The following is a 19,338-nucleotide window of genomic DNA, read 5'->3' on the forward strand; positions in this document are numbered from 1 at the left end:
AGATTGCCACGTTCTGCATTCGATTATCATCGAATTGCAGTACTCGCAATGACGTATCCTATTTTAGTTCGGACCTCCGGGCTCGCATTGACGTCCTTTGTTTGACTCTCTATTCGCAGTGACGTGGCCCCTGATACACCTATAACCAGGGGCTATACTTAATCTAAATTCTTAAACCATTGTACTGAGCAGGCAAGCAATATTTAAAGCGCCGAAGACCAGCTCGAAAACGAGTCCCTGGCTGAGCTGTTTATTGGGTTTTCCATCTGATACCATACTCAATATCCTGCCGATGGCAAATCCTATAAATATCAAAGTGGCAACGATGAATGATGTGAAGGTTAATACGGGTACAACCGTTCCCAGTAAAATAATTAGCCCACTACATAACATAACTGCACCTACGCCTCTCATTTCGTTTAGCAGGTTGACGTCATTTTCGAGTTGAATCCCGGAATTCTTTGCATACGTTTTTATGGGGTTGCTTAGCCGCATGGCACCAACAAAGAATAACATAAGACCCGATAAGGATAGAGTTACGATTTTGAAAATTTCCATTTTTAATTGCTTTTAGTTTCTACAAAAACAAAGTTAAAATGAGGTAGTGACAGCCGTATGTCAGGGGTGTCATTGATTTTTTACATATTTTTCAAAATACTCCTTCAAGGTCATGTCGTGGGGCGTAAAAGTCTCGTTTTGCGGGACCAATGATTCGATGAAATCTATTCTAAATGCTCTAAAATCATTTCTTAATCTACAAAAAGCAATGAGAAGAAAGTTTCCGTTGATGCTGTAGACGGCAAAAGGTTCGATGTCCCGGGTGGTTCGCTTCTTTTCAGAAGAATGGTATTCAATTTTTAAGACCTGAAAATGGATAATGGCCGATTGAAGCTGCATCAGGTTGTCGCTCGTTTTCTCTTCATTATTATTACCACCAAAGTAAACTCTATCTGTCAGCAGATCTGCATTTCCCTTTTGAGAGTACCTTAAAATGGCTTTTATTTTCTCTATGGCTCCGGAAACATTTTCGACTAATGATTGATCTTTGTTTTTAATTACCAATTGCTCCATAGTGATTAGGGCATTGGCTTCGTCTTCAGTAAACAGGACAGGCGGAAGGTGATATCCTTCCATGATAGAATAGCCTTTGCCTTCTTCGGTGATAATGGGTATTCCCGATTTTTCCAGTGCTCGAATATCCCGGTAAATCGTCCTCACACTTACATTATGCCTTTCGGCAAGATACTTTGCAGTGACTATTCTTTTGGATTGGAGTTGGGTGATTAAGGCAGTTAATCTCGAAAGTCTTGGTTTATCGTCTTCTTCCATTTTTGTATTTTCTACATAAGGGTGACTGCCATATCATCCCCATAACTAACAGAACTGAGAGCTTAAGGTAGCTATTTTGACGAAGGGATCAAAGGGATGGGAGGGACTGAGCAAGCGTTGCCCGATGGAACACCACCTGGAGTCTCTGCCCATCTGCAATAGCGATGGAGATATCTCGCTTCGCTCGATATGACGTCATTGCGATGAGAGGAAGTAGTGGATCGAAGAGGCAATCTTAAGCTTGTTTTGGGAATTAAGCTTAAGATTGCCACGTTCTGCATTCGATTATCATCGAATTGCAGTACTCACAATGACGTATCCTATTTTAGTTCGGATCTCTGGCCTCGCAATGACGTATGTTACTTACTCATGATTCAACGCATCCACCGGATTGGCAGTAGCCGACTTGAGGGTCTGATAGCTGATGGTCACGGCGGTAACAAACAGTACCACTACACCCGAATACAAGAAAGAGCTCCAGCCGATATTGATTCGATAGGGATAGTTGCTCAGCCACTGATCCATGAGGTAATAACTTACCGGCCAGATGATGAGCGTAGCCGTACCCACCAAAATCAAAAATTCCTTAGATAGTAATTGAATGATGTTGAGTACCGTACTGCCCAGTACTTTTCGAATGGCGATTTCTCGAGCACGCTGGATGGCTGTGAATGAGGATAGCCCGAACAGCCCCAGACACCCCACAATAATGGCTAGGATAGAGAAGGCAGCGAATAGGTCTTTGAACTGTCGTTCGGATTCGTAATAGCTATTGAAATACTCATCCAGGAAGAAGTAATGAAACGGGTTGCCCGCGAAGCTTTTGTGCCATTGCTCTTCTATGGAGGTAATGGCCTGAGAAGCACTGTTGGCGTTTATCTTGATCATGAAATATTCTGATCCACCACCGCTTAAATAAATCAGAGTTTTTGGCTTTTCTTCTTTTAGGTTTTCCTGATGATAGTCGGCCATTACGCCTACTATGGATGGGCTCCATCTGAACCTTTCTATTTCTATGCGTTTGCCAATGGCGTCTTCGGGCTTTTCGAACCCCATGGCTCTGGATGCATTTTCGGTCAGTATGACCAGACTGTCGAGATCGTCGCGGAGTTCTTCCGAAAATGAACGACCGGCAATAATCTTCATATCCATAGACTCGGCAAAATCAAAATCTATTCCCGCTACACTCAAAGGAACCGCCTCTTCTTGTGATTGCAGGCTGGTTCGGATAGGTGTCTTAAATCGAAGTTTTTTGCCAGGCAATAGCGTGGAGCCTGCCACAGAGAGAATCTCAGGTCTTTGTTTCAGACCAGTTTTAAATGACAGGACATTGGCAATTCTGACTTGTCGGGAAGTGTCCTGTTTGGGCGGACGCTCTACCACGATGGTTTGGTTCATATCAAATCCAAGGTCGCGATTTTGCATGTATTCCATCTGGTCAAACACGGTGGCTGTCCCTACGATTAGGGCTACGGACATGGCAAATTGAAAAATAACCAGTGCCTTTCTCAGTGCCACGCCTCCTGAAGAGGTGCGTAATTTGCCATGTAATACCTGCACGGGCTTGAACGAAGACAGGACAAATGCAGGGTAAATACCTGATAGTAAAGATCCGATGAGTATAATGCCCCCAACCAGCATCCAAAACCAGGACTGTGACCATATCACATAGCTAAGGGGAGTACCACTCAGGTTGTGAAAAAAGTTAGTGGTGATGAATATCATAGCAAAGGCGAGTAACATGGCCAGGCCATTGATGACCAGGGACTCTACCAAAAATTGCGTGATTAAGGAAGATCTGTACGATCCCATCACCTTGCGCAGCCCTACTTCCCGGCCTCGGTCGAAAGCTCTGGCCGTGCTCAAATTGATGTAATTGACCCAGGCAATAATAAGGATGAAGAAGGCAATGATGGAAATGTAGAACACACCGTCGCCATTGCCATTTACTTCGGCTTCGTCGGTAAGCTGTGAAAAAAGGTGGATGTCTTTGACTTTTTGAAGAGACAGCACATCTTTCATATTTCGCTCTTGGTTTTCTGGTTTGTATTTGTCTACCAGTGCAGAAAATTGAGACTCTAGTTTTTTAGGGTCGGTATTGGGCTGGAGTTGAACATAAGTGTAGAAATCTTTTCTTTTCCATCCGTTTCCATATCGCGTTTGTGCCCAGCCTGTTCCTCTGGTGTCTCGGGCAAATAGGGTGTTGAACGAAATTAACACGTCATACTTGAGGTGCGTGTTTTCGGGTACATCTTTGAATACACCAGTCACCTCGCACAGTTCATTGTTGAAGTCGTCATCTTCCAGGCGTAGCAATTTGCCCATCGGATTTTCATTTCCAAAATATTTTTTGGCCATGGATTCCGAGATGACAATTGTAAATGGTTTTTCTAGTGCGGTGGCTGCGTCTCCTTGTATCATTTGATTAGAAAACATGGGTAAGAATGCAGCCTCTGCGTACAAAAATCTTTTATGCTTCAGTGCTTGCGGATTGGCCTCGCCATTTTCTGAAGTAATGACCACATTGTTTTTAGAGCCCATGTTGTACAGTTTGGCAGAGCTGATGACATCCGGAAAATCTTCAAGCAAGGCCGGTCCGGCGCCTGGGTAGTTTTCCGAGCTTTTATAAATCAGTTCGCCATTTTGGTACACATCGAGCTGTACCCTGTAGATATCATTTTTGTTTACAATATGATTTTCGTAGCTCTTTTCAAAGGCTACAAAATGATTGATCATTAGAAAGGCCGCCAGTCCAATGGCGAGTCCGAAAATATTGATGAAGGAATACAGGCGGTTTTTTTGCAGGCTTCTGAAAGCCACGTTGAAGTAATTTTTTAACATGATTGTATGGTTTGAGATTTTTGAGTTTTCACTTATTGATTTCATCAGAGAAGGCCTAAAGAGCTCAACGACCTGAATCAGGTATCTGAGCTGCGGATATTTCCTGTTGGCCTTGAGGTTATATCTATAGATCTCCTCCAGGTCACCAGAAATATCCAGCCAATAGTCCTCATGACAATAGAACTTGAAGAATTTTGAAGCTAACTGTTTTATCATTCCATTTTGAGGTCAAGAGCTATCTCTGGTATAGAGTCCCATAATCCAAGGCGAACATCTTTAGAATGGATCAGCGCTTTTTTTCCATAGGCGGTTATTTTGAAAAATCGTTTGGGTTTGCCTCCTCTTTCCTTATCCGGTTCTCCTAGTTTGCTGTCAAGGAATCCCTTCTTTTCAAGACGACGCAGCGTGGATTGAAGCGCCCCTATACTGACTCTTCTTTTTCCTCTGTCCTCTATTTCGTTTTTCAGCGCTACACCATATGCTTCGTCATACAGCACCCCCACGGTCAGTAAAACGATCTCTTCAAATTCTCCTAATTGGTACTCTTTCATAGTTAATATCTTCAATATCTATTTTGTAGTATTGCTAATATAAAAAGTATTCGCAATATCACAATTGTAGTATTGATATTAGTGAGATGCTAAAGCCTATGGGAAAGTTTCAACTGACTAAATTATTTTTTTAAGTCGATTGGGATAAGTCGTGCGATTCGGTCAACAAAGATCCAAAAAGAAATGCTCTAGTTTGCCTGAGGCAATACAGCAAAATCTATGTTAGGAGGAGTGTCCGTAGCTGACCTATTGAATCGCGTGTCGATAACGGTTTTGTCATTGAAAAAGCCACAATTTCTGAGAAAGAAAATTGAGCCATCAATACCCCCCTGGTAGTCTAGACGAGCTTGTTTTTTAGCTGTAGCGTCTGCACCAAACCTCATGTTGGTGATTTCATGCCAGCTACCGGTGGTGTCTCTAACCCACTGATTGGAGTAGAGAGCCATGCGACTGTTTGCTCCGGCATTTGGAATGAAATTTTCCAAAAAGGAATATAAGTTTGTCAAATAGGTATTCGTTTTTGGCCTTCTAAAACTGGCTATTAGCAACCATTCGTTTAAGTCAGGGTCAAAAAAGTATGCTGTATAGTCGGTCATGCTGTTCTCCACAGGAGTTCCTTTTAGCAAGAACTTGTATGTGACTCCCGCCTTCCATGGATGAACCAGATAGCTCTGACCTCCGGAGCCCTCATTTCCAAATTCGCCAGTGTATACATTTTCACCTTTTTTTAGTAGTTCGATCTTGTATTCGTCTGGAATACTGCTGGGGTCATCTGTCTGATACGGACTCCATACCGAAAACAGGACTCTTCTTTCTGTCTCTGAATTGACCTGAATGCCAAAATACCCTTCACCAAATCCATTGGCCATATAGTAGGAACCAATGACGTCCTCTCCTTCGGGTACTGTGATTTCATTGTAAAACCATTCGATATCATTTGAGGTAGGAAGCTGATCAAAAACCAAGTGTACGGAAGGGCCTCTCCTGCCAAAGTAAACGTCCTCTTTAATGTATTGTATTTCTCCGTCCACAGCTTCCCCATCCAGTAGTACTTGTGTAATGTCGGCAAATGTATTAGACTCTTTGCTAATCCCCTGAATATGTATGGTTTGGTAGCCAATCTGAGTGATCTCAAACTCTCCGACGTAGATATTTTTAGCTGTAGTATTGTCTATAGTCACTTCCTTTGAGATGCCATTTAGCGTTACCTTTAATCTGGAGACGCCTGACTTTACGGCTACTTTGATCCCTAAACTAAAAGTCCCAATTCTATTCGTTCGAAAATAGGTTTGAATTTCATCTTCAGCGTTGGTCCAGTTGAGAATACCCTCGTCAGAAATAATAGCATCGCTTCTCATCGGATCGTTGAGCAACCAGCTATTGGCGCCAGCCGGTATAGAGACTGAAAATGTCGACAGGGTCTTTCTTGAATCGCTTTCCCCGGAGCATCCGGCCAAACCCAAGATTGCGCATATTAGAGCTCTATGGAGAGACTGATTAATGATTTTATACATATCTGTGATAAATGAAAAACAAAGCACTCGTGCCTGAGATCAAACACGAGGCTTTTTATTATCGCTAAACCAACTAATAAATACCATTTTGACCAAAAATAGGCTTGCGTTTGATCCATCTGCCCTTGGTGAAATCAGGAAACGGCATCGGCTCACTTCCTTTGGCAATAGATTCCTCCGAGAGACACGTCACAGCAGACCAAGTAGCACAATCGTAGACGTCGAGGGGCATTGGAGCCTCTCTTTTCAAGGCCTCGATGAAAGCATTAATGACAAAGAAATCCATGCCGCCATGCCCTGCACCCGTAGCCTGACTTTCATATTTTTTCCAGAGCTGGTGATCGTGATCCTTCATATAGGGTTCATCACTTTCCCACCTGTGAGATGGGCTTACACCTTCAATATGAAGAGACTTGTTCAAATCCATCCAAATACCTTTGGTACCCTGCACTCTAAAACCAAGGGAGTATGGTCTTGGTAAATTGGTGTCGTGATTCAGCGTAATAGTTTCGCCGTTTACGGTTTTGATTACTGTGGTAACTACGTCACCAAGATTAAATTCAACTTCAGCATTTGGATGACTTTTGCCACCTTTCGGATGATCTACAATATAGTTGTGCAAACCACGAGATTTGGAGGATGTACTCGTTAGATAAGAATATCTATTACCTCTGTTGATATCAGTCATCATATGTATGGGCCCTAATCCATGGGTAGGATATAGGTCTCCGTTTCTTTTTACTGAATGCTCTGTCCTCCAGCGCGCTTCACTGGTTCCTTTTTCGCCAAACTCAACTCCACCGCCATAAATCTGCTTTCCGTCATTGAATTTGACATGTCGTAGATCATGTTGGTAACCTCCTTCTAAATGGATCATTTCTCCAAACATGCCCAATTTCACCATGTTGAAGATGGCCATAACATCGCGGCGATAGATTACATTTTCCAGAATCATAAATGGGGTACCGGTTTTCTCCTGTGTTTCCACCAGATCCCAACACTCCTGGATATCCGCGGCTCCGGCTACTTCAAGACCTACGGCTATTCCGGCATTCATGGCATCGACGGCCATAGGCGTATGCCAGGTCCAGGGAGTAGAAATAATCACGGCATCTATATCTTTGCCTTTGAGTAATTCTCTATAGGCGTAGTCACCCTTACTGAATAGTGTTGGTTTTTTCCCGCCGGCCTTTTCCACCATATCTGAGGCTCGATTGAGTACTAATTCGTCTATATCACATATTGCCGTAATTATCACGTCCTTTCTTTGCGTAGCAAGTCTCACATGATTGATCCCTCGTGCCCCAACGCCTATAAAGGCCAGTTTGATTTTGTCCTTTTTCTCAGCAAAAAGCATGGTAGGACTTAGAAGAGAAAGTGAAAGTCCAGCCATTGCTGATTTTTTCATAAAATCTCTCCTCTCCTGTATCTTATTATTTCCCATATTCATTTTTTATAAATAAAACCTAATGGCAATAATCGGGAAAGTCTGTTTGATGTGTGTGGAATAAATCGTCAAACAGGCGGTAATAAATTGCCTTTCATGAGCTAAATGCCAAAAAATAGCTCTTCATCGTTTCATTCAAATAGGCTAGATGTAGTATTCTGAGGTGTGCTTTATCTCTTTGAGCACAAAAGTCGTATTGAGCACACCAATATTGTCAATTTTGGACAGTTTGTATCGCACGAATTCGTGATAGTCTTCCAAGCTTTTTACGTTGATTTTAAGAATAAAGTCTACTTGTCCTGCCATGTGATAGCATTCCTGTACTTCGTCCAGATCCTGGATTTGTTTTTCGAAATTGTCAATAAAAGCTGCATTGTGATATTGCATAGAAACCTGGCACAGGCCCGTCACAGACCTCCCAATGAGTTCCTTGTCGAGAATAGCTGCATACCTCTTTATATATCCCTCTTTTTCGAGTCTCCTAATACGTTCATATACGGGAGAAATAGTAAGGTTTAGGCTATTGGCAATTTCCTTAGCAGTGATTTTTGCATCCTTCTGTAGCATGCGTAGTATGATCTTGTCTATTTCATCCATGAGACCGTAAGTTTTACTTTTTGTGTTTTAACAATATATGTGTAAAAGTAATAAGTATGGTATAATTAGCAGTTAGCAGCTATTATTACTGAAGATATTTACAATGAAATGAATATGTGCTATGATTGTATGGAATATGAGTGTTAAGTATTAACCCAAATCTAATAATCATGGCACGTTCTTTAATCATAGGTGCAGGAGGACAACTAGGTACCGTATTGACCCAGCAGCTACGTAACCTTTACGGAAATGATCAGGTGGTTCGATCTGACTTGAGAATGCTGGATCAGATATCCGGTCCATTTGAAGTCATTGATGCTACTGATGCTGACCGTATAGAAGAGGTTGTGAAAAAGTATAAGATTGAGGAGATTTATCATTTGGCAGCTATTCTCTCTGCAAATGGAGAAAAAAATCCTCTGGGCACTTGGGATATTAATATGAAAACGTTGTTCAATGTGTTGGAAGTTTCACGGCTGAATGGTGTTAAGAAAGTGTTCTATCCTAGCTCAATCGCAGTATTCGGTAGCGAGGTGGACCAGCAAAACACACCACAAGCCTCTTTTCTCAATCCATCTACAGTATATGGAATTAGCAAGGCCGCCGGCGAAAATTGGGCGCAATACTATTTTCAAAGATATGGATTGGATGTGAGGTCCATACGTTATCCGGGTGTTATTGGCTATCAATCCTTGCCAGGTGGAGGGACTACAGATTACGCGGTAGATATTTATCATAAGGCGGTTGAAGGAAAGGAGTTCTCCTGTTTTCTTGAAGAAAACACCAGGTTGCCAATGATCTATATGGACGATGCCATTCGGGCCACCATTGAATTGATGAAAGCGCCAAAAGAGAACATCAAAACCAGGACTTCCTACAATTTGGCCGGAATGAGTTTCTCTCCAAAAGAGATAGCCTTGGCCATAAAGAAAATATATCCTGATTTTGAAATCAGTTATGACCCGGATTTTAGACAAAGCATAGCGGCAAGCTGGCCGCAAAGTATTGATGATTCTCGTGCCAGAGCAGATTGGGGCTGGGTGCCTGCCTATGATCTGGATTCGATGACAGCCGATATGATTGAAAATCTCAAATTAAAATATGCAAAAGAGGCAGTTCATTAATGACTGCATTAGGGTAGACATAACTGTCGATTGTTGCCAAACAAAGAGCTATCTGGTAGAAGATATAATTTTGCAAATGGCCCCTAACCTTTTTATGAGTTCTTGTAGGCCGTAAGTGCTTAAATTTGGCGGCCACGAAATTGTTGATAAACAATGATGAATCGATTAAACTGGTTTTGCCTTCTAATTACGTGGCTACTTGTGCCCATGTCAGTTCTTCGTGCACAAGAAGAAGGCACACCTTATTTTATGCACTTGACAAAGGCGCACGGAGCGCCTATTCAGCGGGTAATAGATATTGCCTTTGATCACCTTGGATTTGCCTGGGTAGCCTCTAGCAATGGTTTGTATAGATTCGATGGGCATCGATTCGAAAAGGTGAGTTTCCTGGAAAGCATTGGTACGCCCGAGGCCAACAATGTGGTGGAGAACATATTGGTGGATGATGACGGTACGGTCTGGATCGCTGTAAAATTTTACGGAGTCTATACCTATAGTTATGATACCGGACAGTTTACCAAAGTTGTCGACGGGTCAGGACAGAATATCACAGAGATAAAGCTCGACAAAAACAACCTTTATGTTACCTGCAAGAATGGAGCTATAATTATTAAAAACCTATCTACTGGAGCTATTGAGCGAGTTAAGGTTGATGACTTTATCTATAGTGTCGAACCTGACGAAAGCGGAGGACTCTGGGTTGGAACATTTACCGGATTGTACAAATGGAGTATTTTACAGGGTATTCAAAAGGTACAATTAGCTATAAATCCTGCTCAAATTGAACAACTAACTAAAGATTCAAAGGGCGGTTTGTGGCTTGCAACAGGCCGTCAGGGAGTGGTCTATTACGATCCGAAGTCAAAAAAATCCAAGAGGTATAGTACATCAATGGCTTCCGGTCAACGGCTTGAATCAGACTTTATACTGTCGCTCTTTCTGGATTCGAAAGAAAACCTGTGGGTATCTACTGATGGAGGTGGAGTGGCTAGGATAAATGTAAAAACAGGAGAACTCACCAATTATAACCAAGACCCTGCAGATGAAAATTCGCTTACATCCAAATCGGTCATGTGTGTGAAAGAGGATAGGCATGGAAACTATTGGATGGGAAATAATTTTGGGGGGGTTAACGTCCTGATCAACCAGAGCCATGGTGTGACTTATTATAAAGGGGTTGAAAAGGGGCGATCCTATCGAATTCTCAGTTTGCTTAAAAGCAGCAGTGGTGATATCTGGGCAGGTACTGATGGGGAAGGTATCGTTCTACACCAAAATGGATCCGGCAGTAATACGCAAAGGTTTTCTAAAACTACTCATCCAGGTCTGATTGGCAATTACATTCAGAAAATGATTGAATTGCGAAACGGTGATATTCTTATAGGTACCTATGATTTTGGACTCTCCTACTTCGATTATCAATCTCGTCAGTTTAAAAAAATTAATTCTCTTGCCCATGAAAACAAACAGGAAAGTGTTGGGGAAGACATCCGGAGTCTCTTTGAGGACAAGGAAGGTCGCATTTGGATGGGCACCGAAAAGGCACTATACGTACTTGATCAAGCACTAAATATTATTAAAGTATTTAGTTATGATGTAGATCTTTCATGTTCAGTGGTCATTGATTTTGCTCAGAGGAAAAATGGCCAGATCATCGTTGGCACGATGGGACGAGGGCTAAGCGTTATCGATCAAAACCTTTCCAAACCAACACCACTCAAGGTAAAAACTGACTCTTCAGTTGGTCGTTTCGAACATGATGTCATGGTGATGAGATTGCAAGACGATGGAATGATTTGGATAGGTACACAGAACCATGGCTTGTTTTTCATTGACCCGGACAATCAAATACTGTCCAAATTCAGGCACGAAGCCTTTCAAAATGGTTTCATTACCATCCTGGAGACCACTGATAAGGATCGTCTCTGGATAGGTACTACAAATGGACTCTATGAGTGGAATGGAAAGGACAAAGTACTCAATGCCTATTCGGATCGATTAAATATTATCAACCGCTATATGAAGCGATCGTCTTTTAAGGACACGGAAGGTCTGCTCTATTTCGGAGGAATCAATGGGTTTTACAAATTGAGGCCAGATCGATTGAATGAGCTGCCAGCCCCAAATACGGACATTTACTTCACCGATCTTTTTATCAACAACTCAGATGAAACCTATAATCATAACCTCTTAAAGGTGGGTATGGAATTGGCGACCGACATTGAGCTTGAACATACTCAATCAAATTTTGCTTTCGGGTTCACTGCATTAGGCTCTCTCACGCACGGCAAGCATGCTTTGTCTTATCGATTGTTTCCATTTGATCAGGAGTGGAAACAGGCAGGAGAAGACCGCTTAGCAACCTATACAAATCTGCCTCATGGGGAATATACTTTTAAAGTGAAACTGAGTGCAGGTATAGAGAAAGAAGCCAAAGAAAAAAGCCTGAACATAGTAATCCTTCCTCCCTGGTGGCGTACAAATTGGGCATATACCTTGTTTGTGATTATTGGAGTGTCTCTTTTATTTTTATCTTATCGGTACACTTATCAATGGGCTAAGCTCAAAAACCAATGGAAATATGAAAAACTGACCAGGGAAAAGGAGAAAGAGATCAACAATATGAAATTGGATTTTTTTACTAAGATGTCCCACGAAATCCGAACTCCACTGACATTGATACTTGGTCCTATAGAGAGAATCAAAGAAATGATTCAGGACAATTACAGGGCCACTAATTATATTTCGATAGTCCAATCCAACGCGCAGCGACTGGTTAATCTGACAGAGCAGATCATGGACTTGCGCAAAAATGAAACGGGAGAGCTTCAGCTACGCGCAACCAATCAGGACATCACCGCTTTGCTGAAAGAAGTCATTGCTACCTTCAGTGAGGTGGCGCGGCAAAAGAACATTGAATTCGAACATCAATTTCCTGATCAAATTGGAGATTTTTGGTATGACCATGAAAAAGTTGAGCACATTTTGTTCAACCTACTATCAAATGCTTTCAAGTATAGCCTGTCGGAGAGTAAGGTCAGGCTCACGCTCGCTGTGGAGCCACCAAGTCTCAATTATCAAAAAGGAGCGTTAAATATCGCTGTATCTGATACAGGAATTGGTATGAATGATAGCACCCTGGAACACGTATTCGATATGTTTTATCGCTCAGAAAAACAAACCGAAGAAGGACATGGAGTAGGATTGGCACTAACCCGTGAATTGGTAAAACTTCATAAAGGTGAAATCGAAGTGTCATCTGCTGAAGGGGTGGGTACAACATTTGAGGTTAGATTACATCTGGGAGATGCTCATCTTACCGAGCATGAAAAAATCTACAGATCTACCGATCAGACGGAGATCCCCATGGCTGCTGATACCAGGGCCAATGGATCAGTCAATATCGAACCGGCTAATAAGCAAGTCAAACTTTTGTTGGTGGAAGATAATCCTCAGATGCTAGACTTTATTAAAAGCATTTTTATAGAATCTTACAATGTCATTACAGCAGAGAACGGATCGATTGGATTGGACCTGGCGCGGTCTGAGGTGCCCGATGTAATCATTAGTGATGTTGTGATGCCTGAAATGGATGGTTTTGAAATGACGCATTATATTAAGAACGATTCCAAAGTGTCCCATATTCCGGTACTATTGCTTACCGCTCGAACGACGGGAAAACACACCATTGAAGGGCTTGAGATAGGAGCGGATGATTACATGACGAAACCATTTCAAGTAGAAGTGCTAAAACTCAAAGTAAAAAACCTACTTGAGACTAAGGAAAGCGCTGAGCGCTTCATCCGCAAAGAACTCATTTCTGAGCCTGCTGCCGTAGAGGCCCGAGACGAAGACGAAGAGTTTTTACAAGAGATTATGCGCATTATCAACGAACAGCTGGGAGATCCCGAACTAAAAGTGGAAATGATAGCTCGAGAAATGAGCATGAGCCATTCGGTGCTCTATCGACGGTGCATGGCCATCACAGGGCAGACGATTGTGGATATTATCAAAATCACCCGGCTTAAGATTGCGGCAAAACTTGTGACGGATGGGCGATTGGGTATTAGTGAGGCAGCTTACCGAGTAGGGTTCAATGATGCCAAGTATTTCACCAAGTGCTTCAAAAATTATTTCGGTACTACGCCTTCTGATTACGTATCGGACTTCAAGGCCACAGTATAAGTTATTCCGCTAGCGTACCATTTCATAGATTCAATCTGAATTGTCTATTAGGAGACCATGAGAAAATGATTTGATCAAATTTTCCTCCTCCTAGATTAATTATTCTACCCTCCTATCGCTCTAGATATCTGATCATTGTATTTAAAGAAATGAAGTAAAACTCAATGATTTTTCATAGAGACGATATTGTTAGAATTGCCAAACATGGAGACAAAGAAGCGTTCTCGAGGATGTTTCATGAATACTATGGAAAGCTTTTCGGTTTGGCTCGATACTATGTTAAATCCAACGAGCTGGCTGAAGAGGTAGTCGACGATACCTTCGTCAAAATATGGCAAAAACGAAAAAAGCTGAGCGGAGTAAAAAACCTGGAGGCTTACCTATATACTATTATTAAAAATCATTCCTTAAATCAGATTCGTACAAATTCAGACCGTCAGTTTATGTCCATTGACAATGTCGATTTGAAAATAAAAATGATCGCAAGAAATCCTGAGGAACAACTGCTCTCTAAAGAGATGCTATCTGTTATGGAACATTCAGTATCCTCTTTGCCTGAAAGATGCGGACTAGTGTATCGCATGGTGAAAGATGATGGGTTGAGCTATAAGGAAGTAGCAGCCATGTTGAAGATTTCGGTAAAAATGGTCGAAAAACATGTGGGGACAGCACTTAGACGTATTCGCCAGGAGATGACAGGCTACACAGGGCGGTCAAACACCAATCTTAAAAACCTGAAATAACCTTCCCGGGCAAATTTTAGCCCACGCTAACCACTCGACTTTTTTCAAACATCAGGTAGGGTTTGATAGAGGCATTTGTGTCAATCAGTATGCAGTAATGATTGAAATGAACAAAGTAGAAATATATCAAATCATGCGGGAGGTGCTATCCGGTAGCTCTGAGGCAGGCCGCAGGGAGCTGTTGAATCATTGGCTTGAAGAATCGAAAGAGAACCTTCAAATCTACAATGCCTTTGCAGAGAGCTTGAGAACTACACGAAACAAAATTTTCAATTTTTTTAATCACCAGGGTAGGGTTTGATGGCACGACCTGTGTCAATCAAAATGCAGCGATAGTTGAAATGAGCAAGGAAGAAATATATCAAATTATAGGAGAGGTACTTTCAGGTACATCGGATCCACACAAGAGGGAGTTGTTGAACAGCTGGATTGAAGAATCTCAGGAGAACTTTCAAACCTACAATCTATTGAAAGAAAGTTGGGAAAGTACACGGATAGAGACACGCCACCCGCATGAGGAGGGTCGTTTACAATCCGTCTTGTCAAAAATCGAATCCGAGGATAAGCCTTGGTGGCTGACCAATGGTTTTCTTCTAAAAATAGCCGCGTCGTTAGGGTTTTTTATCGTTTGTTCTTGGCTCTATCTATCTGACGGAAGCTTTTTTCAACAAATCTTTAAGGGAGACAAGACTATAACACAAAAATCTAACGTCGCTGGTCAAAAATCGAGCTTCAAACTGCCCGATGGTACCGCTGTTTGGTTGAATTCGGAGAGCACATTAGCGTACGATTCAGATTATGGGGTGAGCAAACGGGAAGTTAAACTCTTGGGGGAGGCTTATTTCGAAGTAAAAAAAGATAAAAAAAGAGCCTTTATAGTAACCTCCGGCAATCTCAAAACAACCGCTCTGGGTACTTCCTTCAACATTCAGGCATTTCCGGAAGAAGACAATTTGATTGTTTCCTTGATAGAAGGAAGAGTAAGAGTAGATCAATATCAAAGTGTCCATCACGAGAATGTCTCTTCCAATATATTTCTGAAACCAGGAGAGCGGATCTCCTATAGCAAAGGCAACAACAGCTTTGAAAAAAGCGAATTCGATGTAGTGAAGGCTGGCATGTGGAAAGAAGGTACTCTAATATTCGACGATGAAGATTTCCTCGATATTCTGAAAGAATTGGAACGTTGGTATGGTGTTCAAATTGAAGTGATCAACAGGCCAGAAAGGGAAGCTGTTAGGTTCTCGGGAAAGTTTCATCATGAGAGTTTAGAGAGCATACTCCTAGCCATGAGCTACTCAAAAAAATTTACCTACAAAATAGATGGAAAGACAATTACAATTCAGTTCAATCAAAAATAGGATGAAGCAAATGACATACGACAGTACCTAAGAATAATATAAAAAAAGAAGCTCCAAGTCAAGAACCGAAACAATTGGAATGGTCGAAGTTCAATCATTGGAGCAAGCATTAATGAAACATATGGTTCCACTAACTATTCAAATATATGAAAATAAAATTTTTACCTCTAATTATCATGCTTTCAAAAATGTCCCTATATGGTGTGTTTGTGCAGTGTTTGTTTATCACTGTGCTACTGGCATCCGAAGGAAACGCACAAAAAAGCAAGAGTATAAACGAAGTGTACCTAACAGTCGGGTTCGAAAAAAGCCAGCTTCTGGAGATTTTTGAGACCATTGAGTCAGAAACTTCTTTTGAATTTTCTTACTACAAAAAAGATCTTCCTCTAAAAAGACTGACGCTGGAGCGGGCAGAGAGAAGTTTGAGCGAAACATTGCATGTAATTGCTGACCAGGCTGGGCTCAAGTTCAGGAGAGTGAACGATAACATACTTGTGGATGTCAATAAAAAACATGGCAAGCATTCTACCAAAGAGGTTTTGGTAAAGGAAGATGTGAATATTTCCGGAACTATAACAGATGAGACAGGAGTCGGATTACCTGGTGCAAGTATCATAATAAAGGGTACCGCCACAGGAACAACTTCAGATATCGAGGGGCACTATAAACTTACGGTTCCCGATGATGCAGTGCTAACCATATCTTTTGTAGGCTATACCTCCCAGGAAATTGAGATCGCAGGCCGATCACAAATCGATGTTCAGATGGTCGTCGATGCGCAGGCACTTGAGGAAGTAGTGGTTGTGGGTTTTGGGACGCAAAAAAAATCAAATCTATCAGGATCTATTGTTTCTGTAAAAGTCGGAGAAGAAATAGCCAGTAGACCCATAGTGAATTTAAATCAGGCGTTGCAAGGAATAGCTGCCGGTTTGAATGTAGTCACTGCGTCAGGCCAGCCCGGAAATACGCAAACCAGCCTGGAAATAAGAGGTAGAGGAACGATCAATGGTGCAAGTCCTCCATTGGTATTGGTTGATAATGTAGAAATGAGCCTGGCCGATATTAATCCTGCTGACGTAGGGGCTGTAACTGTACTAAAGGATGCTGCTGCATCTTCTATTTATGGTGCACGCGCAGCCTGGGGTGTGGTTCTGATTGAACTGAAAAAGCCTGAACGGGATCAGGAAATTAAATTTGATTATAGAAGTACAGTGAGTATTTCTTCACCTGTATCATTGCCTGAAAAGGCAACAGTAAGGGAATTCGTGACCCTACTGGATGAAATAGGAATAAATAACTACTGGTCTGGTCAGGATGTACAGACATGGAAGAATTATTTGGATGACTATGATGCCAACCCTCAAAACTATCCAACGGGAGTGGTTTTGGATGAAGACGGCTTCAATTATTCATTGACTGAAACACGCCCAATTAAGCAGCTTCTTGATGATAGAGGGGTCTACCAAAAGCATGATCTGAATATTAGCGGAGGGAGCGGAAAAGCTGCCTATAGAGTTTCTCTTGGCTACGCCAAAGAAAATGGTGTGATAGTGACTGACAACGATCGGTATTCCAGATACAATGTTAATGCCTATATGGATGTGGACATTGCAAAGAATCTGACTTCTATGACCAACATTTTTTATAGAAGAGGAGATCGTTCTAACCCGATAGGGTTTTACCAACAAGCCATAGAACAAGCGGTATGGCTGCCAACCGGGTTTTATACTTTAGAAGATGGAAGAACCCTTCCCTTTGATTCACCAGATAATCTAGAACGCCTGCTGCCACATACTACCGTGAAAGAAGATGTTGCAAGGATCATAGAAAGGATAACCTATGAACCAATCGAAGGTCTCAAATTGACAAGTGACTTTACTTTTGAAAGAGGCAATACGAGGACTCAAGCTGTTAATATTCAATTGCCAACCGTAAGACGGTTGACCTATTTGCCAAATACGGTTAACCCAGATGGTACTTCTGTTTCTAAGGCTTTTGCAGAAAGTGAAAGATATGCGATTAATCTTTATGCGAACTATAATAAAACCCTAAATGGAGTACACAATCTGGGTGCTATGATCGGGTACAATAGAGAATCCAGTTTTGTAAATGCATTCTCTACCAACAGGTTAAACTTATTATCGACAGATGTTCCATCAGTGGATGCGGCCAGTGGGGCCTTTGGAGGCTCAGATAGCTTTGTTGAAAGGTCGGTGTTGGGTTATTTTGGAAGACTGCAATACAATTTCAAAGAGCGATACTTCATAGAAGGCAATATGAGGTACGACGGATCTTCGAGATTTCCTACAGATGATCGTTTCGGACTATTTGCTTCTGCATCTGCCGCTTGGGTGGTTACGAATGAAAGTTTTCTGGCCAACACAGATTGGCTATCCTTTCTGAAGTTTAGAGGTTCATACGGGCAGATTGGAAATCAAGCCGGAGCAGACGCCTATCCATATCTATCACAATGGAACCCTACAGAAACCTGGTTGCTCAATGACGGCGGCGAACGGCAGACTACGATCAGGCCAGGGTTACTGGTAAGCCCGTCCTTTACCTGGGAGACCGTGCAAAAAACGAATTTAGCTGTGGATCTGGCGCTACTCGACCACAGATTGTCAGTGACGGCTGAGGTATTTCGCAATAAGACCATTAATATGCTTCTTCCATCTCAAGAGTTACCAGCGATCTTAGGTACTAATGCTCCAGTGACCAATGCAGCTGATCTGCAAACTGAAGGCTGGGAATTTGTAGCAGGGTGGAAGGATAAGATCGGAGATGTCAAATATGGACTAAAGTTCAATGTCTACGATAATGAAACAGAAATCACGAAATACGATAATCCTGCAGGGTTAATTTCAAATTTTTATGTGGGTCAAACCATTGGAGAGATTTGGGGCTACGAGACCGATGGGTTTTATACGGTCGATGACTTTGTAGAAGGGACCTTAGATGCTCACCTCTCTGGTGTCAACAGGCAGCTTAAAGATGGTGTGGTTGCTGGTTTTCCAACTCAAGGTGTTCCGTTTCCCGGTGATGTGAAGTACGTAGATCAAGACGGGGATGGCATTATTGATGCCGGAAGTAATACGTTGGAAGATCCGGGAGATAGAAAAATAATCGGTAATTCTCGTAGAAAATACATTTACGCCATCACCGGTAATGCGTCGTACAAGGGGTTTGATTTATCCTTTAACCTAACCGGAGTGGCCAAAAGAGATCGAGATATAGTCGGTGATTTGGATTTCCCTTATATATCCCAATTTGATAATTTATTCAAGCATCAGTTAGATTATTGGACGCCTGATAACCAGGATGCCTTTTATCCCAGAATGTACGGCGATATCAATGCTAATCCGGGAGACCGGGGCAACTACGGGTTTAGTCAGCAGGTGCAAACAAAGTACCTCTATAGTGCTGCCTATTTACGGATAAAAAATATTACCGTAGGCTACACCTTTCCGGAGTCCATTGCCGAGCGGATCAACTTCACCAAAATACGAATTTATGTAAGTGGGGAAAACCTGCACACATTTACGGATTTACCAGAAGGTGTTTTACCGGACCAGAGTGTATCGGTTTATCCTGTGATGAGAAACATAGCTTTCGGCGCTCAACTTTCCTTTTAATTTAGATCATATCA

The 19,338-nt window shown here is 42.0% G+C and carries 13 protein-coding genes; 6 read left to right on the forward strand and 7 right to left on the reverse strand.

Features of this window, described 5'->3' with window-relative positions; all coding sequences use genetic code 11:
* Positions 1 to 171 precede the first annotated feature (171 nt).
* The 7 genes from ABJD64_RS21865 to ABJD64_RS21895 all read right to left on the reverse strand — a co-directional run bounded on the left by ABJD64_RS21865 (position 172) and on the right by ABJD64_RS21895 (position 8,279).
* Complete coding sequence (locus tag ABJD64_RS21865) at positions 172 to 558, reverse strand: DUF4345 domain-containing protein (protein ID WP_348181491.1); 387 nt, start codon at positions 556 to 558, stop codon at positions 172 to 174.
* A 69-nt stretch (positions 559 to 627) separates the two neighbouring features.
* Entirely contained in the window at positions 628 to 1,329 is a 702-nt protein-coding gene (locus ABJD64_RS21870) for a YafY family protein (RefSeq protein WP_348181492.1), read from the reverse strand.
* A gap of 363 nt (positions 1,330 to 1,692) precedes the next feature.
* Positions 1,693 to 4,386, reverse strand: a complete 2,694-nt coding sequence (locus ABJD64_RS21875; protein WP_348181493.1) for an ABC transporter permease — start codon at positions 4,384 to 4,386, stop codon at positions 1,693 to 1,695.
* Positions 4,383 to 4,721, reverse strand: coding sequence for a helix-turn-helix transcriptional regulator (locus ABJD64_RS21880; protein ID WP_348181494.1), 339 nt, complete (start codon positions 4,719 to 4,721; stop codon positions 4,383 to 4,385). Before ABJD64_RS21880 ends, ABJD64_RS21875 begins: the two co-directional genes overlap by 4 nt.
* 188 nt (positions 4,722 to 4,909) lie before the next feature.
* Positions 4,910 to 6,235: a DUF3472 domain-containing protein gene (locus tag ABJD64_RS21885; protein ID WP_348181495.1), complete on the reverse strand. Its 1,326-nt coding sequence runs from the start codon at positions 6,233 to 6,235 to the stop codon at positions 4,910 to 4,912.
* A gap of 73 nt (positions 6,236 to 6,308) precedes the next feature.
* Entirely contained in the window at positions 6,309 to 7,679 is a 1,371-nt protein-coding gene (locus tag ABJD64_RS21890) for a Gfo/Idh/MocA family oxidoreductase (protein WP_348181496.1), read from the reverse strand.
* Positions 7,680 to 7,826: 147 nt separating this feature from the next.
* Positions 7,827 to 8,279 (reverse strand): Lrp/AsnC family transcriptional regulator, encoded by a 453-nt coding sequence (locus ABJD64_RS21895; protein ID WP_348181497.1) that lies wholly within the window; start codon positions 8,277 to 8,279, stop codon positions 7,827 to 7,829.
* 170 nt (positions 8,280 to 8,449) lie between these two features.
* On the opposite strand from ABJD64_RS21895, the gene ABJD64_RS21900 reads away from it, so the two are divergent.
* From ABJD64_RS21900 to ABJD64_RS21925, 6 genes are all read left to right on the forward strand, one after another.
* A complete protein-coding gene (locus ABJD64_RS21900) occupies positions 8,450 to 9,403 on the forward strand; it encodes an NAD-dependent epimerase/dehydratase family protein (protein ID WP_348181498.1) in 954 nt (317 codons plus the stop codon).
* A 153-nt stretch (positions 9,404 to 9,556) separates the two neighbouring features.
* The gene (locus ABJD64_RS21905; protein WP_348181499.1) at positions 9,557 to 13,588 is read left to right on the forward strand and encodes a two-component regulator propeller domain-containing protein; all 4,032 of its coding nucleotides are present in this window, start codon (positions 9,557 to 9,559) and stop codon (positions 13,586 to 13,588) included.
* A 164-nt stretch (positions 13,589 to 13,752) separates the two neighbouring features.
* Positions 13,753 to 14,331: an RNA polymerase sigma-70 factor gene (locus ABJD64_RS21910; RefSeq protein ID WP_348181500.1), complete on the forward strand. Its 579-nt coding sequence runs from the start codon at positions 13,753 to 13,755 to the stop codon at positions 14,329 to 14,331.
* Positions 14,332 to 14,428: 97 nt separating this feature from the next.
* The gene (locus ABJD64_RS21915) at positions 14,429 to 14,632 is read left to right on the forward strand and encodes a hypothetical protein (RefSeq protein ID WP_348195869.1); all 204 of its coding nucleotides are present in this window, start codon (positions 14,429 to 14,431) and stop codon (positions 14,630 to 14,632) included.
* A 40-nt stretch (positions 14,633 to 14,672) separates the two neighbouring features.
* Positions 14,673 to 15,692 carry a FecR domain-containing protein gene (locus ABJD64_RS21920; protein WP_348181502.1) on the forward strand — a complete coding sequence of 340 codons (1,020 nt, stop codon included), beginning with the start codon at positions 14,673 to 14,675 and terminating at the stop codon, positions 15,690 to 15,692.
* 146 nt (positions 15,693 to 15,838) lie between these two features.
* The gene (locus ABJD64_RS21925; protein ID WP_348181503.1) at positions 15,839 to 19,324 is read left to right on the forward strand and encodes a TonB-dependent receptor; all 3,486 of its coding nucleotides are present in this window, start codon (positions 15,839 to 15,841) and stop codon (positions 19,322 to 19,324) included.
* Positions 19,325 to 19,338: the final 14 nt, after the last annotated feature.

Source organism: Reichenbachiella sp. (assembly GCF_039944555.1).
Taxonomy (GTDB): domain Bacteria; phylum Bacteroidota; class Bacteroidia; order Cytophagales; family Cyclobacteriaceae; genus Reichenbachiella.

What these genes read in the sequence shown, in the direction of transcription:
- ABJD64_RS21865 (WP_348181491.1), bottom strand. Translation starts at nt 558, where the DNA reads ATGGAAATTTTCAAAATCGTAACTCTATCCTTATCGGGTCTTATGTTA.
- ABJD64_RS21870 (WP_348181492.1), bottom strand. Translation starts at nt 1,329, where the DNA reads ATGGAAGAAGACGATAAACCAAGACTTTCGAGATTAACTGCCTTAATC.
- ABJD64_RS21875 (WP_348181493.1), bottom strand. Translation starts at nt 4,386, where the DNA reads ATGATAAAACAGTTAGCTTCAAAATTCTTCAAGTTCTATTGTCATGAG.
- ABJD64_RS21880 (WP_348181494.1), bottom strand. Translation starts at nt 4,721, where the DNA reads ATGAAAGAGTACCAATTAGGAGAATTTGAAGAGATCGTTTTACTGACC.
- ABJD64_RS21885 (WP_348181495.1), bottom strand. Translation starts at nt 6,235, where the DNA reads ATGTATAAAATCATTAATCAGTCTCTCCATAGAGCTCTAATATGCGCA.
- ABJD64_RS21890 (WP_348181496.1), bottom strand. Translation starts at nt 7,679, where the DNA reads ATGGGAAATAATAAGATACAGGAGAGGAGAGATTTTATGAAAAAATCA.
- ABJD64_RS21895 (WP_348181497.1), bottom strand. Translation starts at nt 8,279, where the DNA reads ATGGATGAAATAGACAAGATCATACTACGCATGCTACAGAAGGATGCA.
- ABJD64_RS21900 (WP_348181498.1), top strand. Translation starts at nt 8,450, where the DNA reads ATGGCACGTTCTTTAATCATAGGTGCAGGAGGACAACTAGGTACCGTA.
- ABJD64_RS21905 (WP_348181499.1), top strand. Translation starts at nt 9,557, where the DNA reads ATGATGAATCGATTAAACTGGTTTTGCCTTCTAATTACGTGGCTACTT.
- ABJD64_RS21910 (WP_348181500.1), top strand. Translation starts at nt 13,753, where the DNA reads ATGATTTTTCATAGAGACGATATTGTTAGAATTGCCAAACATGGAGAC.
- ABJD64_RS21915 (WP_348195869.1), top strand. Translation starts at nt 14,429, where the DNA reads ATGATTGAAATGAACAAAGTAGAAATATATCAAATCATGCGGGAGGTG.
- ABJD64_RS21920 (WP_348181502.1), top strand. Translation starts at nt 14,673, where the DNA reads ATGAGCAAGGAAGAAATATATCAAATTATAGGAGAGGTACTTTCAGGT.
- ABJD64_RS21925 (WP_348181503.1), top strand. Translation starts at nt 15,839, where the DNA reads ATGAAAATAAAATTTTTACCTCTAATTATCATGCTTTCAAAAATGTCC.